The sequence below is a fragment of the Desulfocucumis palustris genome, assembly GCF_002933875.1.
Taxonomy (GTDB): domain Bacteria; phylum Bacillota; class Desulfotomaculia; order Desulfotomaculales; family Desulfocucumaceae; genus Desulfocucumis; species Desulfocucumis palustris.
Genome location: NZ_BFAV01000159.1, coordinates 18957 through 44388, shown reverse-complemented (window position 1 = coordinate 44388; position 25432 = coordinate 18957). Strand labels below are relative to the sequence as shown.

General features: G+C 51.8%; 19 protein-coding genes. 4 read left to right on the top strand and 15 right to left on the bottom strand.

The window, feature by feature from the left end; genetic code table 11:
- Positions 1-115: 115 nt before the first annotated feature.
- Positions 116-598, top strand: coding sequence for a DUF4330 domain-containing protein (locus tag DCCM_RS16280; RefSeq protein ID WP_104373449.1), 483 nt, complete (start codon positions 116-118; stop codon positions 596-598).
- 85 nt (positions 599-683) lie between these two features.
- On the opposite strand, the gene DCCM_RS16275 is transcribed toward DCCM_RS16280, so the two are convergent.
- The 3 genes from DCCM_RS16275 to DCCM_RS16265 are packed head-to-tail and all read right to left on the bottom strand — an operon-like array spanning position 684 to position 4307.
- On the bottom strand, positions 684-1985 hold the full coding sequence (locus DCCM_RS16275) for a nucleotide sugar dehydrogenase (RefSeq protein WP_104373448.1): 1302 nt from the start codon (positions 1983-1985) through the stop codon (positions 684-686).
- Positions 1986-2010: 25 nt separating this feature from the next.
- Entirely contained in the window at positions 2011-3180 is a 1170-nt protein-coding gene (locus DCCM_RS16270; RefSeq protein ID WP_231702821.1) for a glycosyltransferase, read from the bottom strand.
- Between the two features lie 2 nt (positions 3181-3182).
- A complete protein-coding gene (locus tag DCCM_RS16265; protein WP_104373447.1) occupies positions 3183-4307 on the bottom strand; it encodes a glycosyltransferase in 1125 nt (374 codons plus the stop codon).
- 229 nt (positions 4308-4536) lie between these two features.
- Between DCCM_RS16265 and DCCM_RS16260 the strand changes: the two genes are divergently transcribed.
- The gene (locus DCCM_RS16260) at positions 4537-6048 is read left to right on the top strand and encodes an O-antigen ligase family protein (protein ID WP_231702823.1); all 1512 of its coding nucleotides are present in this window, start codon (positions 4537-4539) and stop codon (positions 6046-6048) included.
- 71 nt (positions 6049-6119) lie between these two features.
- Here DCCM_RS16260 and DCCM_RS16255 read toward each other — a convergent pair whose 3' ends face one another.
- From DCCM_RS16255 to DCCM_RS16240, 4 genes are all read right to left on the bottom strand, one after another.
- The gene (locus DCCM_RS16255; RefSeq protein WP_104373445.1) at positions 6120-7424 is read right to left on the bottom strand and encodes an LCP family protein; all 1305 of its coding nucleotides are present in this window, start codon (positions 7422-7424) and stop codon (positions 6120-6122) included.
- 127 nt (positions 7425-7551) lie between these two features.
- Positions 7552-8040: a hypothetical protein gene (locus DCCM_RS16250; protein WP_104373444.1), complete on the bottom strand. Its 489-nt coding sequence runs from the start codon at positions 8038-8040 to the stop codon at positions 7552-7554.
- Between the two features lie 60 nt (positions 8041-8100).
- Positions 8101-9198: a polysaccharide pyruvyl transferase CsaB gene (gene csaB, locus DCCM_RS16245; RefSeq protein WP_104373443.1), complete on the bottom strand. Its 1098-nt coding sequence runs from the start codon at positions 9196-9198 to the stop codon at positions 8101-8103.
- A 142-nt stretch (positions 9199-9340) separates the two neighbouring features.
- A complete protein-coding gene (locus DCCM_RS16240) occupies positions 9341-10063 on the bottom strand; it encodes a WecB/TagA/CpsF family glycosyltransferase (protein ID WP_104373442.1) in 723 nt (240 codons plus the stop codon).
- A gap of 301 nt (positions 10064-10364) precedes the next feature.
- Here DCCM_RS16240 and DCCM_RS16235 point away from each other — a divergent pair, with 301 nt between their 5' ends.
- Positions 10365-11213 carry a decaprenyl-phosphate phosphoribosyltransferase gene (locus DCCM_RS16235; protein ID WP_231702820.1) on the top strand — a complete coding sequence of 283 codons (849 nt, stop codon included), beginning with the start codon at positions 10365-10367 and terminating at the stop codon, positions 11211-11213.
- Positions 11214-11308: 95 nt separating this feature from the next.
- Here DCCM_RS16235 and DCCM_RS16230 read toward each other — a convergent pair whose 3' ends face one another.
- The 8 genes from DCCM_RS16230 to DCCM_RS16195 all read right to left on the bottom strand — a co-directional run bounded on the left by DCCM_RS16230 (position 11309) and on the right by DCCM_RS16195 (position 24666).
- The gene (locus tag DCCM_RS16230; RefSeq protein WP_104373441.1) at positions 11309-11920 is read right to left on the bottom strand and encodes a hypothetical protein; all 612 of its coding nucleotides are present in this window, start codon (positions 11918-11920) and stop codon (positions 11309-11311) included.
- A gap of 181 nt (positions 11921-12101) precedes the next feature.
- Positions 12102-13721, bottom strand: a complete 1620-nt coding sequence (locus DCCM_RS16225; RefSeq protein ID WP_104373440.1) for an ArnT family glycosyltransferase — start codon at positions 13719-13721, stop codon at positions 12102-12104.
- A 21-nt stretch (positions 13722-13742) separates the two neighbouring features.
- Entirely contained in the window at positions 13743-14138 is a 396-nt protein-coding gene (locus DCCM_RS16220; RefSeq protein ID WP_104373439.1) for a DMT family transporter, read from the bottom strand.
- Positions 14125-15201 carry a DUF362 domain-containing protein gene (locus tag DCCM_RS16215; protein WP_104373438.1) on the bottom strand — a complete coding sequence of 359 codons (1077 nt, stop codon included), beginning with the start codon at positions 15199-15201 and terminating at the stop codon, positions 14125-14127. The genes DCCM_RS16220 and DCCM_RS16215 overlap by 14 nt, the downstream gene beginning before the upstream one ends.
- Positions 15202-15502: 301 nt before the next feature.
- Positions 15503-17659 carry a copper amine oxidase N-terminal domain-containing protein gene (locus DCCM_RS16205; RefSeq protein ID WP_104373436.1) on the bottom strand — a complete coding sequence of 719 codons (2157 nt, stop codon included), beginning with the start codon at positions 17657-17659 and terminating at the stop codon, positions 15503-15505.
- A gap of 51 nt (positions 17660-17710) precedes the next feature.
- Entirely contained in the window at positions 17711-20416 is a 2706-nt protein-coding gene (locus DCCM_RS16200; RefSeq protein ID WP_165792218.1) for a S8 family serine peptidase, read from the bottom strand.
- A gap of 233 nt (positions 20417-20649) precedes the next feature.
- On the bottom strand, positions 20650-20799 hold the full coding sequence (locus DCCM_RS18805; RefSeq protein ID WP_165792217.1) for a hypothetical protein: 150 nt from the start codon (positions 20797-20799) through the stop codon (positions 20650-20652).
- A 231-nt stretch (positions 20800-21030) separates the two neighbouring features.
- Positions 21031-24666: a hypothetical protein gene (locus tag DCCM_RS16195; RefSeq protein WP_128739175.1), complete on the bottom strand. Its 3636-nt coding sequence runs from the start codon at positions 24664-24666 to the stop codon at positions 21031-21033.
- 215 nt (positions 24667-24881) lie between these two features.
- On the opposite strand from DCCM_RS16195, the gene DCCM_RS16190 reads away from it, so the two are divergent.
- Entirely contained in the window at positions 24882-25412 is a 531-nt protein-coding gene (locus tag DCCM_RS16190) for an RpnC/YadD family protein (protein ID WP_128739174.1), read from the top strand.
- Positions 25413-25432: the final 20 nt, after the last annotated feature.

The window sequence follows — 25432 nt, the reverse complement described above, 5'->3', positions numbered from 1 at the left end:
AAAGTCGGGCTTTCATTAGAGGTGTGTCCCCTGACATACGTTGGGGACATTCCTCACCCCAAAAGTCGGGCTTTCATTAGAGGTGTGTCCCCTGACCTTATTAAGGAGGAACATAATGAAATTGATTGACGAAAAGGGCAAGGTTCTGGGAATCATTAACGTGATTGATTTAATTATATTACTGGTGATTGTGCTGGTGGGGGCGGGCGCGGCCTACAAATACACTCACAAGGAAGCCCAGGGGGAAATAAAGACCGTGGAATTCCAGGTAATGGTCCCCTGCGTCCGCCCCGAACTGGCCCAGGCGGTTAAAGCAGGAGACAAAATGGTGCAGGGCGGCAGTTATACCACGGTAACAGTCAAATCAGTGGATATAAAACCCGGCCTTTCCGTAAACCTCAACGCCCAGGGGAACAAGGTAATATCCTACGACCCCTACATGAAGGATGTATTTGTGGTAAACGAAGGTAAGGTAAACATATCCTCGGCCAGTATAACCATGGGCGGGCAGGAAATAAGGATAGGCAAGGATTATTACGTCAAATCCAGGGATTACGAGTTAAAGGGAACCATAATGAAAATAGAAGTAAAGGACTAAAGTGAGACAATAAGACAAGGGGACGGTCCCGACTCAACAGCTGAGTCAGGGGAACCGTCCCCTTGTCTTCCCTTGTCTCACTTCTTTATAGTCCCTCCACCACCAAGCCCGGTGGGATTTTCCTTCCCCTGAGGATATTTTTTGCGTCTATTATAAATGGCGTTATACCGCCGTTGAGCATTCCCGCAATGCGTTCCAGGTCGGACAGGTCGATTCCTTCCTGGCGGGCCAGTATTAATGCCCCGTGCGCGCCTTCAAGGGCCTTTTCCAGGCTGTCCGCGCTGAAATGATACCTTGCGGGCACAGCCGGGTCAAAGGCCCGGACTTCCAGCCCGGCTCTTTCCAGCAGATTGATTATCCGGTGAGCGGGGCTGCAGCGGTCGTCGCTGGAATAATCCTTCATGGCGATACCCAGCACCGCCACCCTTCCCACGGAAGGAGGCACCCGCAAATTTTTCATCACCAGGGATACCACATGGGCGGGCATTTCCTCATTCACCTGCCTGGCCGTTTTCATCAGGGGCAGGTCCACACCCAGTTCCCCGGCTTTTGGAGTGAGGTAGTGCAGCGCGTTGGGAATGCAGTAACCGCCCACCCCCGGTCCGGGTACAAGCAGGCTGACCCTTTTGTGCGTGTTGGCCAGGGCTATGACCTCAAACACATCTATTCCCACAGCCTTGCAAAACACGGCCAGCTCGTTGACCAGGGCTATATTTACATCCCGGGAGACATTCTCCACCACCTTGGCGGTCTCCACCACCTCGAAGCAGGAAGCCAGGGCAAGTTCCGCCCTGGTGACCACCGACAGCAATTCCCTGGCCCGCAGCGCGGCTTTTTCGTCGTAACCGCCCACCAGGCCGGGCATGTTCTCAAACTCCTCAAAGGCCTTGCCCTCGGCAATCCTCTCCGAGGAATAGGCCAGGTAAAAATCCTCGCCGGCTTTTAAGCCGCTTTCCTCCAACAGGGGCAGCACCAGCCCCCGGGTCATTCCCGGAACCATGGTTCCCCTGACCACCACCAGGTCACCCTTTTTCAGCCCGGCGGCCACCGCCCGGACACAATCCTCCAGGTGGCCGTAATAGGGGACGCCGTCACTTACCGGCAGGCCCACGGTAATTATTATATTGTCACAGGAAGCCATGGCCTCCCCGGGACGGCCGGTTGCCGAAAATCTTCCGGCGTCCAGTTCCCGCCGCAGTATTTCCCTGATTCCCAGGCCCCGGTAGCTTTCCTGGTGATAGGTCACCCCGGAATTTATCTCCTCCACAAGCTCTTCATTAACATCGACACCGCATACGGTACAACCCCTCATGGCAAAGCTAAGGGCCAGCGGCAGCCCCACGAACCCCAGCCCGAATACGGCAACCCTGATATTTTCCCGGCTCATTTAATTAGTACCTCCCCTGCAATGATTAATGCTTCATAACTTCCCGTATCTTGTCCATCATAAACTCCACCCGGCTTTCCCAGGAGTTCCGGGCGGCCGCGCCGAGACGAAGTTTTTTTCTTTCTTCGCTTTCCCCGGCCAGGGCCCGCTCCACGCCCCGGTTAAACCCCTCATAATCGGACGCTGTCTCGATTACGCCGGAGAATTCCATTACCCCGGGCATTTCCACGCTTACCACCGGCTTCCCGGAAGCCAGGTACTCATAAAATTTTAAAGGGCTGACCCTCCGGGTAAGATCATTTATCCGGAAGGGATTGAGACAGACGTCAAAGCCCTTGATGTATCCCGGCAGTTCCTCCTTGGACTTGCGTCCGAAAAAATGCACGTTGGGCAGCGCCTTCAGCCGGTCCACGCTTATGCCGGCCCCCACCGGACCGACCATGGCCACGGACCAGTCCGGCCGTTTTTGGGCCAAATAGGCTATCAAGTTCAGGTCAATCCAGTCATGTATGACCCCCACAAACCCCAATACCGGCCCGGATAAAGCGCCGATTTCATCGGGAACCGGGGTTTCCGGCAGCGCGGCCCGGGCAAAGTGTTCCACGTCCGCGGCGTTCGGCAGGAGATGAATATTCCCGGCGCACTCCTTCTTACTCTCATAAAGGCCCGGAGCCGTGACGAACACCAGGTCGCAGCGTTCCAGCAGGCCCCGCTCCATCTCCAGCATGGTATCCTTTTTGATAAGACCCGTATATTCCGAATGTTCATCCACACAATCGTATATTAATATTTTGGGGTTCAAACCCTCCGCCAGGATCAGGCTGTTGGGCAGATAGGTCCATACCAGCGGATTATCCATTCCCAGCCGCCTGGCAATTTTCTTTACAAAAAGCAAAAGCCACCGCTGGTTCAAGCGGTTAACCCAACTGTAAATATTACCGAAGGGAAGCACCACTGGCGGTGAGTACAGGTAAATGTTTTCAGTTATCTTCCGGGGCCCCTTCAACCACTGCAGCCACTTAAACCAGAGGGAACGGTCCTTGACGGCGGACAGCAGGGTTATGGGGGGCTCCACATACAGTATTTTACAGGAAGCCGGCAGCCGGGACATTACCTGCTGCTTGCGGGTCCAAATAGGCTCCCAGTCCACCGACGAAATACATATAATGTTTTCCCCGGTCAGTTTCCTTTCCAAATTCAGACCTCCATTAACCTGCGGTAAAGATCCTCTGTTTTTCTGGCCATCACCCTGGCGGTAAACTTTTCCCCCACCACTTTCCTGGCCGACTCGGCCATTTCCAGTGCCTCGTTGGGATGATCCAGCATCCAGTTTATACCTCTGGCCAGGGCGGCATCATCCCCGGGGGGCACCAGCAATCCGGTGCTGCCGTGCTCCACCACCTCGGGCAGTCCGCCCACGGACGTAGCCACCACCGGAACGCCGGCCACCATGGCCTCCAGGGCTGTCAGGCCAAAGCCCTCCCATAGGGAAGGAATAACAAGTAAATTCAAATTGGGCAATATATCGGCCACATTATCCACAAACCCCGTAAACAGCACTGCCTCTGAAATACCCAGCAGATTGGCGTACTCCTCCAGCCTGTCCCTCTCAGGGCCGCAGCCCACCACCACAAACCGGACTTCCGGCCTGTTTTTAAGAATCTCCGCCGCCGCTCTTAAAAATATCCGGTGTCCCTTAACCGGGTGCAAGCGGCCGATTATCGCCACCAGGGAAACATCAGGCTCTATCCCCATGTTTACACGCCAAGTGCCCAAAGGGAGTTTGGCAATAAAATCCTCCGGGTTAAGCCCGTTATATATCACGGTAATTTTCTTCTCCGGTATGCCCTGCTGCAAAAGCGCCTTCTGCAAGCCTCCGGAAACGGCAATAAAATGTGTGGTCAGTCCCCGGGAGGCGCGCTCAATAAACATGTTGGCCAGACGGCTGAACATGCCGGGATAGTCCTGGGCCAGAAGACTGTGCACCGTGGTTACCACGGTATCCCTGCCGGCCAGCTTTGCGGCCACTCTTCCCACCAGATTAGCCCGCACCCCATGGGTATGCACTATATCGATTTCTTCTTTTTTTATTACATCACGTAATTTGGTTATTATGCTCAAATCCATTTTATGACGCATGGGAATAGCCAGGGCGTTAATACCCACGTCCCTGGCCACCTTGACAAATGGATCTGCAAAAAGGCAACATACGGTAATAGCCACCCTCTGCGGGTCCATGGCTGTGGCCAGATTGAGTATATGACGTTCAGCCCCACCGAATTCGCCACCGCCAATTACGTGGAGAACCCGTACTTGCTTCACCGGTAGTGCCTCCTTGGGCATTGCTCTAACCATTTTATCAATTCTACCGGAGTTCGACAAGGAGTTTTTGGGCCGTTGAGATATTATGGCCTGTCATGTATAATTGCACTGTACCCTTAGTGAACTGCCCCCACCCCTTCGCTCTCGCTTCACCAGTAAGGAAGGCCAAGGTTGTGGGGACTTCCCGGCGGAAAAGTTAAACGGAAAAGGGGAGTATATCTTGGAAGTAGTGAGAAACAGTTTATTATATAAATTTATAGTGGGGATTTACGCTTTTTTCAGCCAATACGGCAGAGGAAGCCTCACCCTGGGATTTTTCACGGGCGCTCCTTATTATACCACCCAAAAAGCCGTAACCTCATCCGCCCTGATAAAACTGGCGGCGGTACCGGCGGGAATACTGGCCGCTCCCTTTGCCGCGGCAGGCTCGCTGCTCAGGCGGTCCATACCTGGCAGCCTGTCTAACAATATAAATTTGCCGGCCTTTATTGAAAATAGCCTGGCCTGGCGGGCCGCCGCCGGAATCAGGGTTGAGACGGCCCTCTGGCTGATAGTCCTCTACCCGGTGGCGGACTATCTGTTGAGAAATATATCCCCCCTGGCCGCCCTTTCCGGAAGCTGGGACGAATTGCTGTTCCTTTTTATTCTCCTGGCCTGGCCCCTGCAAATGGCGGTTAGAGGCGGAATTTACTGGCGGCATACCATGCTGGACATACCGATTGTGGTCTATATGGGAATTATTTTATTCCTGTATTTCCTGCGTTCCCCTGACGCCACCCTGGCGGCGGAGGGCGCCAGGGTGTACATTCAATATCTGCTGTGGTATTTTGTGGCGGCCAACCTGCTCATCAACCGGCGGCAGTTCGACGCCCTGATCACCGGAATAATTGGGACAGCCGCTTTACTGGCGCTGATAGGCATATTGCAGTATATAATCGGGGTTGAAATGCCCGCCGGCTGGGTGGACCAGGCCGAAGCCGGGGTGCGCACCAGGGTGTTTTCCATCGTCACCAGCCCAAACGTGCTGGGCAGCTTTCTGATATTAATCATACCCGTAACAATCAGCAGGATAATCAATCTAAAAGGCAATCTCCCGGGACGGCTTTTTTACGCCGCCTGCCTGGCCGCAATGCTGGCTTGCCTGGTATTCACCTACTCCCGGGGGGCCTGGCTGGCCCTGGCCGGGGGACTGGCGCTGTACAGCCTTTTATACAGCCCCAAAATGCTCCTGGTCATGGTGGCCGGAGGTCTGGGGGTGTTGAAATTCGTTCCCGGCATAGGCTCCCGGATGAGCTACATGTTTTCCTCCGCCTATTTGGACAGCAGCGCCCGGGCGGGCCGCCTGGCCCGCTGGAGCATGGGCCTTGACCGGTTAAAGGAAAATCTCTGGCTGGGAGAAGGCTTCGGCCGTTTTGGCGGCGCGGTGGCCACCCGCCGTATACCGGGCAGCTTTTACGTGGACAATTTCTACCTGAAAACCGCGGTGGAGAGCGGCCTTATTGGATTGCTGGCGCTGCTGTGGCTGCTGCTGAACACCATTCGCCTGGGATTCGCCACCCTCCGGCGGCTGGCCGACGGAAAAGCCAGACTGCTGGCGGCGGGTATTCTGGCGGGGCTCACCGGCGTTATGCTGCATAACGGTGTTGAAAATATTTTTGAAGTGCCCATGATGTCCGCTTATTTCTGGTTTATGGCGGGAATGCTGGCCGCGGCCCCGGAGATTGAGAATGCCGATAAATAGAAAATAATAAAGCCCGGGTGAGTCAAAGGAACCGTCCCCTTGACTCAGTCCGGGCTTTTTGGTTTATATTGTCAGGATTGCGGGAATATGCCGCCGGGAATCCCCTGGGGCTGGGAAGGGGTAATTGTTACACTGCCCCCGTTTGCTCCGCTTGATTCATCAGCGCCGGACTCTATAACAACCCCGCTTTTTCCGCCGCCGGCGGAATCGGTTCCGCCTTTGCCGGAATGCTTGGAAGAATTGCCGTTACTTTGCTTTCCGTCCTGGGGCGGCTGCTGTTCAGCGCTATTATCCGTTGCCGTCTCCCCGCCGTTTACATTGTCACCCTCCCCGGAAGTGGAACCGGCCTCCTGGGGCACCACGGCCCCCGGTAAAACATTATTGTTCTCATCTTTCTTTTTATCACTGCTGGCCACCACCGTTGAGCCCTGAACCACCTTATCGGTCTTCACGCCGTCAAACAGGCGGGCCACCATCACCTGGGCCTGATCCGGGTCAACGCTCCAGAAACTGGTGCCTTTATAATCCAGGAAAGTTCCCGGCAGTGTCTGGGTGACAATATTAGCCTCGGTCATTTTGCGGGCCGCGTTGGCCAGCTTTACCATATCGGTGAGGTTTATATTGGTGGCAACGGCATCATTGATTTTGGGCAGCAGTTTGGGCAGCTTCAACACCGTGCCGGCCTGCATAACCTCTTTGGCCAGGGCGGTAAGGAATTTCTGCTGATACTCGGTCCTGGATATGTCACCCAGCTCGTATCCCCGGTAGCGTACAAACTGAAGCGCCTTCTCCCCGTCAAGCCGCTGAACTCCCGGCTGCAGGTCAATGGTGTAAATACCGCCGTCCTGGGGATCGTAATGGTACATCCTCTTTTCAACATCCATGCTTACCCCGCCCAGGGCATCGATTATTTCCTTAAAACCATCGTAGTTGGTAATGACATAATCCTCAACCCGCACTCCCACCAGTTTGGAAACCGTCTCCATGGCCAATTCAGGGCCGCCGTACAGGGTGGTGCTGTTTATCTTCTCCATGCCGTGCCCGGGTATCTCCACCCTGGTATCCCTGGGAATGGAAACCACCGCCAGCTGATTCTTCTCCGTATCTATACTGGCCAGCATCATGGTGTCGGTGCGCGCCTTGGTCTCTCCCTGCCGGGCATCCATACCCAGGAGCAGTATATTTTTCCTGCCCTGATAGGCTTCATCCTCGGAAGACTTAATAATCCCCGGCAAACCATCATCCGGACTTAAAGGAAAAAAATCGTTGGCCCATAAATAACCGCCTGCGGCCACAAGCATCAGGCAAACGAAAAGCACCACCAGCCTGACCTTGCTTTTCAGTTTGTATCTTGGTTTGGGTCTTTGGTGTCTCACCCTGAACACCTCTCTTTTACTGTGGTGAAATATAAGTAAACCTTAGAGCGAACTTAGTTCGAGCTTTACAGCCTGTTTATCTCCGACCTTTTAAGGACGGGTCTTACAGGCTGTTAGCGAGATAATTCTATTTTATTACCGCTTCTCCCCTGTACATAACTATAACATTTTTATCGCCCAGGGAAATAAAACCTCTCCCGTCGGTACGGGGTATAATCAACTGATGATTCAGCGCCAGGGTACTGCCGGCCCGGACATTGGTTCCGGCGGTTATATCCGGAACCCCGCTGCCCGGCGGGTCCACCAGCACGGCCTTACCCGCCCTGACAATAAACTCGGTGCCGGCCATGCCCTCAAACTGCTGGCCGGGAGGCAACTCCGCAACCTGCCAGACAAATTTATTATCCTGCTCATTTTTTGCGGGAGCATCCTTCAGCTCCGCCAGGGCCTTCTCAATCTGTTCCATTACAAAGCTTTTGGTGACCAGCGGGTCATCCTCGCTGCCCGGACTGCCGGTTCCCGCGGCCCCGGCCATTACCCCGCCGAATAAAACAGCCCCGGCCAGAGCCAAACCGGTCAGCAACCCCGCCCGTAAAGCCGGTTTATTACTTTTCACGAATCAGCCCCCTTAAGGAATAAGACGAGATTAACCAGCAAATTGTTCCCATAGCGGCCGCTATACCTTTTTCAGCATGTCGGCCACCAAATCCGCGCTTTTCAGCGCTTCTTTCCTCAATACCGAAACCCGGCCGGCCAACCTTTCCCTTAACTCATCATGGTGTTCAAGGACATGATGAACCCGGGTCAGCAATTGGTCAAAATTCAGACTGCTTATATCCCCCCCCGAAGGCATCCGGGCCAGGTTTAAAAACCTGTCCACCTTGGGGTCGTAGGATATTCCCACCATGGGTATGTTCAGCAGCGCCCCGAAGATTAAAAAATGAAGCCGCATGCCGATTATGGCTTTAACCCGCATCATCAGGGAAAGCATTTCTTTAAAGTTTATCTCCCTTTCCACCATTACCGGGGAGTTCTTCATCATGGCCGATATTTGCCTGCTGACCTCCATGTCCCCGGGATAATGCATGGGCAGAAGAATAATCCTCCAGCCTTCTTCGGACAGCCGGTCACAAACCCGGGCAACAACCCTTTTGTATTCCTGAAGGTTTTTCCATGGCCTTACCGACACCCCCAGAAGGGGCTTATCCGGGGCCACGCCCAGTTCCGCCAGTATTCCGCCGCCCAGGGCGGGATCCACGTCATCCACGTCCAGTCCCAGGGCCGGGTCTGCGGCGACATATACCGGAGGCCTGCTAACCCCCAGGGATTTAAGCTCATCCCCGGACTCGCTGTCCCGCACGGTGATGGCGCTCACCCTGTTTACCACCAGCCGCATCAGGGATTTCCCCAGTATTGTTTCAACCGGACCTATGCCCTGGCCGTAAAAAAACACCGGCTTTCCCAGCAGCCTGGCCAGGATTACCACGCCCAAATAATATAAAATACTATTGGGGCCTGTAACGTCCTGCAACAGCCCGCCGCTGCCGCTGATAAGGAGATCGGCCCGGCTCAGCTCCCTGCAGATCCGCACCAGGTCATGCCTGGGAACCGCCCTCACGCCGAAAAAGCGCCCCGTTTCCTGCGGGTCCCTGGAAAGGACAACGGGCTCAAGACCCGGGATTCTCCTGCCCAGAACCTTGAGAATAGCATATAACATGGCTTCGTCGCCGTTGTTTTTAAATCCGATGTACCCGGATATAACAACCTTCGGCATGAAAGATACTGCCTTTCCTGTATAGTCGCAAGACGCTTAACGTCAAACGTCGGCACAGACCGTTTGCAATAAGCCGGGGGACATTCCTTCGGGAAATCAATTGAAAAGTAAAAGATTTTCCGGCGGCCCGAAGGCGTGTCCCTTACCTTTTAGCTTTTCTTAAAACCATAAAAGCGAATTTGGGGAGAATCATCATTCTCCGCCAGCGGGATGGCTGCCTGACAAGCCTGCCCAGCCATTCCAGATGTATCTTCCGCATCCACAAAGGGGCTCTGGTTACCCTGCCCGCCAGCACATCCAGGCTGCCGCCCACCCCCACGGCCACGGGAACCCCCAGGATTTCCCTGTATTTATCTATCCACTGCTCCTGCCGGGGCGCTCCCAGGGCCACAAACAGGAGGTCAGGGCCGGCGGATTTAATTATTTTTATAATATTCGGCTCATCACCCGGCTTGAAATACCCGTGATGCGTGCCCACAACATTTATGCCCGGATAGTTTTTTTGCGCATTCCGGGCGGCATCCTCAGCCACCCCCGGCGCCGAGCCCAGAAAAAACACCCTCCAGCCTTTTTCCCCGGCCCGTTCCAGAAGCTTTTGCATCAGGTCGATACCGGTAACCCTTTCGGAAACCGGTTCCCCCATTACCCGGCAGGCCCACACTATGCCCACCCCGTCCGGGGTAACCAGATCCGCCCGGCCAATTAGCCTTAAAAGCTCCGGCTCCCGCTGGGCCTGGTAGAGCATCTCGGGATTCAATGTAATTATTAAACGGGGAGCACCGCTTGCAATAAACTCTCCAATCCTATCCACACACTGTTCAAGGCTCAATCCGTCAATACCGGCGCCCAGCAGTTTTATTTTCAACGGTTTTCATCCTCCGGTCAACCGGCACAATGCAAGACTCTAAAACATTTTACCACATTTTATAACAGCACTCCATAGCACATTATTTTTCTTAAGAGGAAAGGGGACACACCTTCACGAAGGAATGTCCCCAACTTGGGAAAGGGGGCACGCCTTCACGGAGGGATGTCCCCGGTAGGTCCAGGCAAATATATGCTGCCCTAAAAAGTATTGACAGGGAGTGCCCGGGTGTTTCGAAGAGGAATTAACTGATCCGTGTCGAAAGGCTTATTTTTGAGTCAGAAAAGAAAGGTTGTTTTTATTGAGACACTATTTCAAAGCAATGAGACCCAGGCAATGGACTAAAAACCTTTTTGTGTTCGCCGGGGTGGTGTTTTCCAAAAACGCCTTTAACCCGGAAATGCTATGGACGTCCATAGCCGCCTTCGTGATATTCTGCCTTTTAAGCAGCGGCGTGTATTTAATCAATGATATTGTTGACATTGAAAAGGACAGGCAGCACCCCAAAAAGAAAAATCGCCCCCTGGCCGCCGGAAAGATAAGCGTTAAAGGAGCAATTTCCGCCGCAATCCTTTTATCCGCGGCGGCGCTGGCGGGGGCCTTTGCCATCTCCCCGGCCCTGGGAGGACTGTCGGCGCTGTATTTTTCATTGATGGTGCTATATTCCTTCTATTTGAAGCAGGTAATAATACTGGATGTTTTCACAATAGCCTCCGGTTTTGTGATCCGGGTGGTGGCGGGAACGGAAGCCATACAGGTGTACCTATCACCCTGGGTGGTGATGTGCACCGCCTTCCTGGCCCTCTTCATCGCCCTGGGCAAGAGAAGAAACGAAATGAAATTGCTGGGCAACGGCGCGCAGAATCACCGCAACACCCTGGAATCCTACACTCTGCCCCTGATTGACCAGATGATCTCCATTGTAACCGCATCCACCATGGTGACCTACTTTTTATACACCTTCAAATCCGGGCAGAGCCTGGCGTCAATGGCCACTGTACCCTTTGTGCTGTTCGGGCTGTTCAGGTACCTGTACCTTGTGTACAGCGAAAACTCCGGGGGCAGCCCGGAGGAAATAATACTCACCGACAGGCCGCTGCAGGTTGATCTGGTTTTGTGGATCATTATATCAATGGCGCTAATATATTGAGCATTGCCACTATTAATATCACAAAGCATGAAATAAACCCAATACCGCGGAAAAATGCCCCTGCGCTCAATAACGGAGACAGGGGCATTTTTTATTTATTTGGGCATTACGGAATTCAGTTTGCTCAAATACTCCTGGTAGTCCTTTTCCCTCTTCTGGTAATCGGCCTTGAGTTCCTCATCAGTCAGCTGTTTCTTTTCTATGGTCATATTGCCGCTGGAGGAGTTGTCGGCCGGTTTTATCAGGCTCACCCCTTTGGAGGGAACAACCACCATATTCCCAAGAATATTGGGTAACTTTTTGCCGTATATCAACCCGTCTTTATATACCTGTTCCTTCCTGTCCTCAGGGCTTAATTTATTGCCTTTGTGATACTCCCTGGACTCCTTATTAAGCTGGTCCACTTCGGGTTTCAACTTCATCAGTTCGCTGTTCAGCTTTTGCCTGTCAATTGACCCTTTATTGAAAGCCGCATACAAATCACTGATTTTTTTATGTATCTCCACGAACCGGGGAACGTACTCCTTCTCCTTGGCTGTCAGCTCACTCACCGTGACTGTCTTGGCCTCGGGCTGCTGCTCTTTTTGTTCGGCCTGTTTAGAGGGAGCGGCGGGGCTTTCCGGCTTGGGGCTTTCCTTCTTGGCGCACCCCGCCACGCCGGAAACCAGCAATACACCGAGAACAATTAAAACCATTAACCTCCGCATTTAAAAAACTTCCTTTCATAACAAATTTAACTTTCCCGCCGGGAAGTCCCCATCCTGAGCCTTCCTTACCCGCGGAGCGAGAGCGAAGGGTGGGGATGGGAGGGGTAGTTCACTAGATACCTTACCAATATTACCTTAAAACAATCTTAAAATACAAAGAATAATGACGAAACCGGTATTGCTACTCCTTTAGATATAACACCCCGCCATCGGAAAATACTTTGTACAGCCTGAAACCGTAGAATCTTTCAGGCCGGTTGTACAATATGTTTTTCCATTCGTTTTTTACCTCCGGCATGTGCCAGAAAATCCTGTTCGATATAAACAGCGCCCTGGCGGAGCTTATTTTTTCCATCTCCGGAATCATATCAATGGAGTAGGGTATTTTCACCGCGTAGCGGTTCCCGTACCAGCTCACCATGTGACCCTCGTTGGTGATAACCAGATCCCCCCCGGAGGTTGTCCTGGAAATATCAAAAATGGCCTGGGGGAACCTGGTCCTCTCCTGCGCCCCGGGCTGATTGCCAAAATAATTCCACAGGGCGAACGCGCCTGTGATTATAATGATCCCCGAGCCGGCTATCAGTTTAACCCCCTTTCGCCGGGGGATGTTTTTTGAAAGTCCCGCCAGGTAATTTAACAGGGTCATAAGTGAACCCACCCCGGCGATAATTACCAGTGGGGTAAATATTAAAAACAGCCGGGGTATAAAATGTATAACCAGCAGCGCCGCCAGCTGAACAATAAAATTTACCGCCACCAGGGCCTTAAAGGCCGCCGCCCTTCTGTCCGCCAGGAATACCGGCAACAGAAACAGCAGCAGGATAACCGGAGTCACCCCCCAGAAATCCGCTGTCAGGGACATTGTTAGAAATTCATTCCAGCTGCCGGCCACCTTGTCAATTATTTCCCCGGTATTGTTCAGTAAAAAGCCCGCCGCGTCCGCCTTGTGCGGCAAAACATACATCACGTAATCGGGATAGGATTCGGTGAACATCATAAATTCGTATTTTTGCAGGGAAAACAGCGGGTTGCCGAACAAAAGGGTATTTCTTATAAACCAGGGAAACACCGCCAGCAAAAAACCCAGCGCCACCCGGAGAGCCGGGCCAAACCCCCTTTTAGGCCACTGATAGGCCCGGTAAACGGCGATAAAGGGAAGAAACAGCAAGGCATTGTAACGGGTCAGGTAAAAAAGACCGATAATAACGCCCAGCAGCAAGTCCCCGGGGCGGTTAACCGTGGATGGGGATAAAAGGGCCAGGAAGACCAGCGCCATGAAAAAAACGGACATGGATTCCGTCATGCCGGAAATGCCGTAATTCAGCATCTGCGGGCTAAATATGTATAAAAGCACCGAAGCCACGGCCACAGCGTTGTTGAACAGCAGCCTGGCCAGCAAAAACATCACCGGAACGGTTAAAACGTAGAAAAACCCCGTTCCCAGCGCCGAGGCCTCGTCAATGAAACCGAATACTTTTTGAAAGAGGGCCAGGGCCAGGGGCCAGAGGGGGGCCCGCCACATATCCGGCTGGGGGACCCCCTGGTGCGCCATGCTCAAGGGGGTCAGGTACTGCGATATAAAGCCCTCCCCCTCGGCCACGTTACGGGCTATGCCGGCGTAGTCCATGGCATCGTTCAAAGTTAGCCCGATAAAATATTTATCATAATAAAGGTACCAGACAATGGCGGCAACAACAGTCAAGGCCGCGGCCATTGCCAGCTCCGCCGGGCCCATACGCCCGCTGACCAGCCTGTTTCCGCCCCGGGCTTCCGGACCATATCCCGAAAAATTAAACATATCGGCAAACTCCCGTTAGATTTAATTTCTGCCTGCCAGCAGCCAGACCCCCGCCAGTATCAGCAAAGCGCCCATAATGTGCTGGTGTGTCAACTGCTCCTTCAGGTACAGGGCAGATACAATAAAGACAATTAAAAACCCCGCCCCGGTCATAACGGGATATGCTATGCTCAAATTTATTTTGCTCAGCACGGCGCTATAGGCCACCAGGGCCAGACCGAAACAGGACACCCCCAGCAGCAGCCAGGGATTTTTAACAGCTTGAAGCAGGCTGCTGAACACTGTGCCCTGTTCTATAAGAATTGGACTTTTTTGCATGGCTATTTTTATCAGTATGTTGGCCCCGGCATTCAATAAAATGGCCAGCGCCAAAACAAAATATATTTTCATACCCGGCCCCGCGTCAATACTTCTCAAATAACTTCCCCCAACCGGTCCGGGCGAAGGCTTTTATCCTGTTTCCGCCCACCGTGGGATACCAGAAAAAGTCGTGATATACATTTGAGGCAAAGGGCGCCCATACCATCAGCGGGCTGTGCAGCAATATTTTTTCAAAGGGCCGCAGAAACCCCTTCCGGATCATCTGGTCACCCCAGATAACAAAGCTTTTTTTGGCCTCAAAGCCGAAATTAACATTGCTGATATCCTCGCCAACAATCTCTATTTCCCCGGGATTGGCGCAGCCCAGTTTCCTGTCGTGGCACATCCGCAGGTAAGGTATGGACATGGGGTCCATGCCCATCATTTTAGCCGCCACCGCGTCTATGGCCACGGAATCGCCGCTGGCCAGTATGTAATCCTTAACGTAAGGTATCATGGTCCTGGGGCCCGCCCCGTCCCCGGCCACGGTTCCGTCCATAACCGCGAATATGCCTTCGTGTATTTCCCGCTGCAGCAGCATCAGGTCCACCAGCACCTCGTGCATGTACTTGTGGCAGTAGTGCCTGACCTCCTTTAACAGCCCGCCGAAGGAATTTTTAATGGCCCCGGTGGTGGTGCTGTGGCCGTGGGTCTTCACCGTGGGAAGGTGAAGCACGTTTTTTCCCAGGAACATTTTGGGCACCTCAATGCCCTCGGGGAAAATTTTATCCAGCATCAAAAGCTTCGCTTTAGGTTTAAACACCACCCACTCCACATCCGGCAGGGGGGTAAAGCCAAGCCCGTACCTGTTCAATACCGGCATCCATTTATTGTTAACGGCACCCTTCACCGGGTTGGTCACCACGGTTTTATTTTCCACCGGCCAGAGGCTTTCCTTACGGCAGCCGTCCTCCAGCAGGGTTTTCACCACCCCCTCCAGCTGCCAGGGCTGGGAGGAGCAGGCGGGAAAATATTTTGTCCAGGACAGGTTCAGCTTAATCACCGTGTCACTGTCCGGGGACAGATGTTTTTTATAGTCGGCCAGCCGCATCAATTTCCCGTAATCCTCCAGCACGGAGGAGGGGGAGGTTTTCAATACGGCCACCTTGGAACGGCTCATAATGTTCTCCTTTAATCGAGTTAATTTTACACTATGTAAATTATATTTATGGCAGGGATTAAAATCAAACAAAACAAGCGGCGAAAAAAAAGGCGGCTCCCCCCATATTGCCGGGAAAGCCGCATTTAAGCCCAATATATATATATTCCAACGTGAACTATTCAACAAAGAAAATTATTTCCTCATCGCCTTCCAGGGAAAGCTTTTTGGTGGCCGCGTCGGTTACGGCATTCCGGGGAATAACCAGTGTGAAATCAGTTTCCTCAGGCAGGGCCTTCGAGGACGGAGTCTTGGGGGCTGTTTATTTAAACTGAATATAAATGGCTTTTAACTGGTCGTTCCAGGTTATTTTCCCCCCTAAAGCCTCCACCAGATACCTGGCCGGTACCATGGTATGGCCGTTATATATCTCCGGGGGCACCTCCATCCGCATATCCGCGCCGTTTAGCTTGTACTCGTTTTTACCGATATTCATAACCACCGAATAGCCGCCGCCGGTGAGGTTCACTGTCTGGGTGGCCTGATCCCAGGTAATGTCCCTTTCGGTAAGACCGTAAAGATAGGCGACATTCCGCAGGGGCAGGTAGACCCTGCCGTCCTTGATATAGGGAGCCACCCCCGCCATTGCCAGGCTTTCGTTTTGATTGTAATAACTCTTGCCCACCCAGAATATGCCGTTGCTTTTATTAAGGGGAACCGTGGTAAATATTTGACCGACAACAGCCCTGGCGGCGACATCATCCCCAAAAACCTCCGCAGTCTCTTCCTCCACCAGGGAAGATCCCCCCACCGATAATTCAATGGGCCCGTCCGGGCAGTCGCTGTAAACATCCAGCATAATATTGGCAAACCTTATGGCGGAGGGAACGGTACCGGCTTTTTCAATTTTTAAATAGGCCTCCTCAAAAGTGCCGTCATTGCCCCTGTCCCTCAAATATACATAGCCGTTGTTGTCAAGGACAATATCACCCTCAACCACCGCGGCCATCGGCCGGGCGGCAAATTTAACACCGTCGGGGCATCGCAGGGACAGCTCCATGTCGGCGGAATCCGCCATTATCGCCCCCGCCCCGCTCTCCCTTACTAAAACCGGGGTAAAGGGCTGGGACTGGACACCCGCCTTTAACCCGGTAAAGCCCTCCACATTAACAACAACCGGGGGCATAACGTTGGCCACCGTAACAATCTCGTCCAGCCCCGCAGTGCCGGTAAAATTTATGGTAACCTCACCAATGGTGTCGGCGGCGGTGCAAATGCGGATATTGTTCAGGGCATACTCGCCCCTTGGAGTATCCTCCAATTTCCACACCAGTTTATTCCCGGTGTTTTCAGTAAGGGTCAGCCCCCTCACCCGGGAAGGCTCCCCCACAAACCTGGCGTTATCCAGCTCTGCAACTATATATCTGTTGCCGATTAAACTTCCCGGAGAGGAAGATACTATGTTTATCTCGCCCAGTTCCTCATCCCAGGTGCCGGCGGTAATAGTTTTTATCCCGGCGACATTGACGGTCACCCCGACGTCTTTAAGTTTGGCCACATATAATGTGTTAAGCGGGATATTGTTGGTTTCATCCCCCTCCAGATCGATGAAAACATCACCGGGCTCGGCTTCAAAATCCACATTAACATTAAAGGTTAAATCCAGAAAACCCCTTTTGTTTGTAACCTTATTGGCCAGGTAAAGTTTGAGTTTATCCCTGTTCCCGTTTAATTCCCAGTTTGTCGAACCGTCCTTCGGGTCTATCCTGTCCTGGCCGACCAGGTTGGCTAAAGTGCCGCCGCCGCTAAAGGGTTTTTTAGAACTGAATTTTATGCCTTCCGGCAGGGTGACGTTTATTACCCCCCCATTAAGACTGCCGGCCACTGTTTCTGTTATGCGCACTATCCCGGTGGCCACATCCACGTCTCCCACCACCAGCGTGCTGGTGCTAACCTCGGAAACGTCAATTTCTTCGGGCAGCACCTCTCCGAGCAGCACGGTGTCCGAAGGGATCAAACTGTCCAGAGACTCTATCTCCACCTCCACGTCACCTTCAAAGGAGGATTGGATTTCCAGTTCCCCAAAATCAAAAACGGCTTTATCCTTAACATTGGAGCTTCCGTATACGGAAAAGGTCACACTTATTTTACTGCTGCTGATTACCCGGTCCAGCTTGACGGTGCTGGACTTATCAAGCATGCCGCTGAAATCCGCATCATCCGGAAACTCCACCCCGTCCACCAGGGTGAAAGTTATATGGACCGGTGTTTCCTTAAAAGCATCGGACGACTCATCATCTTCAACAATGAATACTCGCCCGAAATTATATGAAGGAGCGTTATCGGACACCACCACTTCATCGTCCACATATATCTCCGCTTCTTCCGCGTATGCGCCGGGGGCGTGCCAAAAAAGAACCAGGGCCGCCAGCACGAAAAAGGTAATTGTAAAGCTGACCAATTTGCTATTGTTTTTCACCTGAATATTCTCCTTTTTTCCTGACTGTAGAGGCGGCACCCGAAAACCAGCTTATTTAATTTTAAAGGCCTTTTCCAGATTGGAGGAGCCGGACAAACTGCCCCTGTTATTGGTGATTCTTATATCATAGTAGCCCTTTTCCTCCAAGCCGGGAAAATCCACAACGGTAATTTTATCACTCTGCCTTTGTACCGTCACATCCTCAGGCAGAGCGATAAAATCCGGCCCGCCGGACGGTTTATACTCAACCAGGCAGCCGCTTAGAAAATTGGAGCCGTAAATAGTCATTTTGAAGGATTCGCTCCCGGAACCCCGGGTTTTGGGGGTAACCCTGGATATCCGGGGAGTAAGGGTATCTTTAATTGTAAAGGTTTTATTCGCGTTGGAATATACTTCCCCCGGGTTTATCACAGTCACCGAATATTCGCCCCCGGCCAGCAGCAAATTCTCCACCCTTATTTCCTTGCCGCTTTTTACGGTGACACTGCCGCAATCACCGGCATTCAGCTCCTCACCGGTATCGGTATTAATAAAAACAACCCGGGAGTATCCATCGGTCTTTTCAAAATTAGAGCCCTTTATAATCAGCGTTTCCTTGCTGAATTTCACGGAACTGACCCTGGGAACCTTTTGTTTCACCGCCAGGGTGGTGAAGGTAATGCTATAAGCCCTCTCCATTATTTCACCGTCAGCGCTCTTTACCGCCCCGGCGGGTATATCAAGACGGTAAGTAACTCCCCCGGCCAGTGCCGGGTGGCTGATTGACAGAATATTGCCTTCAATGCTGCCGGTAATGCTCACAGGGGAATTATCCCCGTTATTTACCAGGGTAATGGCGTTAAAATTATCACCGGACGCCACTTCCCTGTTGAATTCAACAGTGACAGCCCCGTCCGGCTTAACTCCGGTGGCTTTATTATCAGGAGTCGTGGACATAACCTTTAAAGAGCCGTTAGATATATACCTGTCAACGGCAGCCGCCACGTTAATCAGCCCGTAACCATACATATTGTCCGGCCCTGATTCGCCGGCATCCACCGCCGTATCAACCAGGATGGAGCGCAGCAGCCCGGAATCCCCCCTGGCTTCCGGAACTGCCTGAAGCACCAGTGCGGCAGCCCCGGCCGCCACCGGGGAGGCCATGCTGGTTCCATACATCGCAATGTAGTCCGCAGGGCCGGAGCCGTCCAGGTCATCGCCATCATTATCAATAATCAGGCTGTCATACACTCCGTTTAAATCTATGGCGTTTTCGTCCCGGCAGGAAATTATAGCAACCCCCGGTGCTGCCAGATCAGGCTTTCTCGTACCGTCAACCCGGGGTCCCCGGCTGCTCCAACCGGCCACTTGATCCAAAGCCGCCTGTTCTGCCTGATAGGATTTGCCACGGTAATTTACCCAGTCCGGCCTGGTTACATAAGCGCCCACGGCAATGGCCCCGTCGGCCTCCGCAGGCGAGGCGACGGTGTAACCGGGGTCGGGATCGGCAAAGGTCACATTGCCGTAAGTCCCTTCATAGATGTGAAAAAACTGATCCTTTGAGGAATTATTGACAACCTTGAGATAATAAGTGCTTTTTCCGTAAGGGAGTAAATAAGGGTAGCCGGAATACTCGCTCTCCGTGCCCCTGGGGCTTTCGGACTGCTCACCCGCCACTACCCATGATAATTTTTTCTTTTTGCTGTCATAGTATTCCAACTCCAGGTCCTTGCTGACACCCAGCCCGTCATACCAAACCAGGTTAAACATAAGAAAGTCATATCCGTCTTTATTATCCACATCAACCCTGATATAGCCGGATGAACCCCTGGCGGGCACGGTGCCCGAATAATGCCGTTCCGCGTCTCCGTCATTGCCGGCGGCGGTAAAAACAGCCGCCCCCTGGTCAGTTGCCCAGTCCACGGCCCGGCATATTTCATCCGACCCGTCGTGATAATCGCTCCAGCCGCCGTAGCTGATATTTATAATATCCGCTCCGTAAACGTCCCGGGCATCCTTTATGGCGTGCACCATGGCCGCGCTGGTGGCATCTCCCGTATCATCGTCGCCTATTTTAAGAAATATGAGGTCCGCGCCGGGAGCCATCCCCTTGTACCTGCCGCCGGAAAGGGTCCCCCTGCCCACGGCGCTTCCTGTTACATGGGTGCCGTGACCGCTGACCATATCTTCAATTCCACTGTCAAGTTTGGGGTAATTGGAATAATCCTTTTTCTGAATTGGAGCCGCGATATCCTTATGCCCCAGGTCAAGCCCGGAATCAAGAACAGCCACCTTAACCCCGGAGCCGTCATAATTAAGACTTTCGCGGACAATATCGGCCCCTATTTTTTGGGCGGCCAGGTCGTTATAGGGTTTTAGCTTCTTTTCCGCCGAGGTAAGCCTGACCACGTAGTCTTTACCGGCCAGAAGGGGCAGTTTGTCCACCGGGGAGGAGGCTAAAAGAAAGCCTTCGCCGGAACCCGGCGGGGAGAGCCAGGAGTCCGGGTAAACCTTGATACCCATTGAGGACAAATCTTCCAGCTGCCGGGACGTGGGTTCCTTGGAAAAATATATGTACAGGCTTTGCTCCTCCGCCGTTCCTTCGGAAGAGATGGAAAAAGGGGTTTTCTGGGACGCCCGTTCCAGTTTATTCTTCAGCTGAAAGGAAAGGTAACTGTCCATCTTTGAGGCTGTGGCCGCCAAAGCGGCGTCCCCGCACTGAAAGAAAGTTAAAGCCATGGATACACATAAAAATATTGCGCATTTTTTAATAAACATGTTTTGGCTCCTTGGAAAATTAATCAACCAATTAATGATGGAAAACTGGAACATATTTCCACAAATAATTCTATAATGTTTGATTTTTATTGCCATGTAATTTTCTACATAGCCTGCAAAAAATCCTCTTATTAAATTACTAGCAGAATTATTCAGGCATTATTAAGAATATCGGCATAAAAATAAAAACCCGGGGCTACCCGGGCTTTACAACAATAACCTTAAGACAATAGTCAACTTTCCGTTTCCAATAAAAATTTTTCCGCCACTTCCATAATGATTTGATCAATACTTTTCCCAGTTTGATCCTTTATTCTTTTTAATTTTTCAAATAAATCAGACGGTAAACTCAGCTCCAATATACAGTGATTGCTTTCATTCATTTGAAGTCCTGACCACCGCCTTTCTGCAACTTGATCTCATGCTAATAATTTAATGTAAAATGAAAACTTCCAGAATGTAAACACAATGTAAATAATATCAATTTCCCCGGGCGCCGCCCGGAGAAAAAGAGAGCTCCCGGAGGTTCGTTCCTCCGGGGCTCCCGCCGTAAAACCCGGCTTGGCTGCCAAGGGCTGCCCGTAACTTAATTTGGCAGCGGGCACCCTAAAGTTCTAGTTGATTGTCACAGAAGCGTCTTTGCTGATAGTGTCCCTGTTTGTTTTCACGCCGAAGGCACTGGCATAAGTGCCGGCGTCGGGGTTGGTAATCTCGTCGTCCGCTATTGTAACGGTGATTGCTTCCTCCGCGTCAACGGCGACATTCACGGTGATGGTAAGGCTATGGGTGCCGTTCCCGTTGTCGCTGACAGCAGCAGAAGTTTTCAGGTTGGGAGTGTCGTCCGTGTTTACGGTTACATCACCGTCAGCCACACTGGTCAGCGCAAAATCAGCATCCGACGTGGTTATAACAACAGCGTCGGCGCCAGCCAGCGCAGTATGCGGTGTGACCGTCAATGTCCATTGCCCGGAGCCACCCGCACTGGAATCATCAGTTACAGCCGTAAAGTCACTTACCGGAGAATCGTCAAAGTCAAGAGTAAAACTATTCGACGTCACATCAGAAACCGCTCCGGTTATTTTTGCCTGCAGCACGGTTACGCTTGCGTTATTAACGTCGTTGGCGTTAAGGTGATTATTCGCCTTGCCTGTAAAAACAATGGTGATTTGTGTGTCTGAATCGCGTGTGACACTTATTCCCATGCCCGAGGGCAGGTTATTCACGCTCACACCTGTGCTCATATCAGAGGCAAATATTCCGTTGGCCAGTGTAATTACCTGGGTTGCTGTTATACTTCCGTCGTTGGCCGCGTCCTCACTGATTGTATCGCTGCCCACGGTAAGGGCCGGCAATGGCAGTGTTTTAACTTCCGCCTTTACCGGGACGGCCTGCAGGTTTGGCGTACTGTCGTTATCCTCGGCCACCACGAAAATATCGTAGTCCGTATCGGCGCTAAGACCCATATTGATAGTCGCGGACTTGTTCGTGGCCGCCTGGTCAACGTCTATACTGCCGGAGGCGATAGCAGCCGCGCCGCCATAGGCTTTACCGTTTTTAACCTCCGCTGCCGACGGAGCGTTCGCATCGTTGGCCACCACTACGTAATAGGCTTTGCCTAATTCATTTAACTGTACCACCAGGTCAAACGATGTCTGGGTGATGTTTGACGTTCCGGGGTAACTTGTTATGAACTTGGGCGGAGATGCGGACGTGGATTTGATAATCGCCTTAAACTTCACCAGCTTACCCTGGTAGCGCACATAAATGCTGGCTGTTGAATCGTTACCGCCCAAAGCGGTTATCTCCCATTTATTGGTACCGGTATTATACGCCGCTTTAATTCTCGACGGATAGGAACTGATAACCTCGGCCAGAGCCTGGGCGGAAGCCGACAGGGGACTGCCATCGGCGCATAATGTTATTGCGGCAGTATTGCCGGGATATATTCTTACCGTGAACATTCCCTCCGAATCACCGGTTAAGGGGATTGAATACGGGCTCTCCACTTTATTGTCAATATCACAATAGAAGCTGCTTACCGCATCCACCACCGTTACCGTTACCGGTACGGTTTGAGTTTTATAAGTTACCGTAATTGTGTAATTTAATTTTTGCGAGTCATCAGCTGCGGTCACCGTGCCCGCGGCCGGGTCAACGACAACTTTTCCGTCATTGGGACTATAGGCGAAAGTGCACTGGCCGGTAACCTCGGAGTTGGTGTTGTCCTCCAAAATGGCATAAATCCTGAAAGGAGAAGTGCCGCCCTGGACCAGCGTTATGCTGTTTGACGAAGCGTAAATGCTTTTTACCGTGCTTTTAACCGTTACGTCAATGACAACTTTCTTGCCCTTGTATTCCCCGTTTATCTTGGTGCTTCCAATACGCCTTGCATCAATTTTAGTGCCGGAAATGGCCGCAATATTGGCATTAGAGGAAGACCAGGTAATGCCCTCACCGTTATTAGCCAATTGGACCACCACTCCATCGGCGTAGGTTACCGTCAGCCCGGGCAAGTCGGTATTGTCATCATCGGTGCCATACAGGGTAATACTGTTCACCTCGGCTGCCAGGGTGAACGAGGTGGTTACCGTCACAACAAGCCTTGCGGTTTTTTGGCCGTAAGTTACAACTATATCGGTCTGTCCCGGTTTTTTGGCCTGTATTAATCCGTTGCTTACAGTAAGAATATCGCTGTTTCCAACCACCCAACTGCAATATGAGGTTATATTCGTGGCATTGGCAGCGTCTGTGGCCCAGGCGTAAATATTTGCCTTATCCCCGGCCGGAAGGGTATAACTGCCAATGGAAGTCCCTGAATAGGCGCTGGAGGTGGTCAGGCTCATTCCCGATGAAGGAGCCGCATTGACTGTTACCGTGGACTTGAGATTACCCAGGGAAACCGTAATTTTAACTCCCATGCCAGGAGAAACCGCGGTAATCAAACCTTCAGCGCTAACCATAACCTTATCCTCGTCCGAGGAAGAAAACTTTAAGCCGTTGGCGCTGCCCACACTTATTACTTCACCTGCCGAGTTTTTGGCCGTGCATTGCAGCTGAACCGCTTCATTGGCATTCATATTGACCGGGCTGGGTGAAACCTTCAGGTCTTTATAGGATTCAGCCACATTAACTATATAATTGGAACTTATCCCGTTGAAGGAGTATTGAATTGTGGCCGCGGGGTCCACCGCCAGGCCATAGATTTTGTTGTTTTCAATATTGATACTGTCCGGGCTTTTGTTTTCATAAGCAACAAATTTTGTAATGTTATTTTTTCCCTGATACACCTGGGGCATTGATATACTTTTACCAATGGAAACACTGGCCGGGCTGACCGGCTTGAATGTCAGAGGGTCGGCGGAAGCATTCGTAACCCTTACCGTCACCCTGACTGTTTTGCCCGCGTAGCTGGCGCTCAGGTAGGCGGTGCCTGTGGCGAGAGCAGTAAATTCATTGGTCTCGGAATTGATTTCCAATATTTTTTTGTTGCTGATTTTAAATTCGGCATCAATCTCGGAAGTGCCCTCCGAGGTCTCGGCGTATATCACAGGCAGTTTGAGCTTGGTGCCCTTGATTACATTGTATTCTTTTTCTTCGGAGGTGAGCTTTTTAATTTTTGCTATAACCGCTATGTCGATTGTCTTCTGTGTTTCTCCTGCGTAGCCGGGCAGACTGAAGTCAACATGAACCTGGGTCTGCCCGACGCCGACAGCTTTGATGGCGCCGTTTTTCACCGTAACCACGGACTCATCATCGCTGGTCCAGGCGCAATACTTGGAAACATCCAGAGTCTTGTTCTGGCCGGAAAAGGTCAAATAAGCCTTTCCTTTCAAACTTGACCCGGCCTGTAAGGTGTTTGTTATTGTTACATCGGGAGAAACTTCAAAGGTAGCAATATTCCCCAAGACGTTTATGTTAATTTTAGCCTTCTTTTCCCCGTAACTGGCCTCGAGTACACCTTTGCCCGCTTTTTTAATATTGAGCAGGCCGCTGGAGTACTCTATCACATCAGTTTTGGTGGTGGTGAACTGGCACTCAGCGGTAACATCCTCCACGCTCCCGTCCGTGTATGTCGCCTGCAATATAATTCCCATTTCCTCGGGCGTGGTGGCGGCCAGAGTGTCACTGACCACAAGTTCTTTTACGTTAAAACTGAGACTTTTTATTTCAGACGCATCCGCCGGGCCAACAGGAACACTCAAAAAAACCATGAGACATAAAAGCAAACCCCAAAACCTTAATCGACCCAATAATCTCCCCCCCATAATTTTATTACATATATTAATTCGTCATTTATACACAATTTCTTAAGGCCAATCCGTTAAATTTGCCTGCCCGCGGCATGAATACGAAGCGGATCAATTGTCACGGAACTAAAAAAGGGGGGCGGAAGGCAGGAAAAATAAACCGGCATTTAGAAAACAGGTGGCCATATGGTAAAATATATAAGCCCAGACAGCCGGTGATGTCAGCAAGGCTGGCTGGGCTATACCCGCTACTGCCGCTGATGAAGGGTGAGAAGGAGGAAGAGAGTCCCGAGCAGGTGCTCAAAGAATGCATAAGGGCGGTTCAGGAGATACAGGACGAAACGCTGCAACTAAACCTGCTGGCCGCCATGGCAATACTGGCCGGTGGCAGGTACCCGTCGGACATGGTACTGTCTATGATAAGGGGGGAAATGGTAATGGAATCACCGATTTTCCAGGAATGGGTTAAGGATGCCGAGGCCAGGGCCAGAATTGCCGGCAAGGCGGAGGGCAAGGCGGAGGGCAAGGCGGAAGGTAAGGCAGAAGGCAGGGCGGAAGGCAAAGCAGAAATGGCTCAAGAAGCCATCTGCAAGTACCTTGAAGTCAAATTTGACACAGCTTCACTGGACCTGCAGCAACAGGTGAGAAGCATTTCCAGCCTGGATGAGCTGAACAGAATAATGAACAGCATATACACGGCAGGTACTGCCGACGAGGCACGGGCAATTATAAAGGGAACTAGAAGTTAAGAAAAAATATAAATAAAATT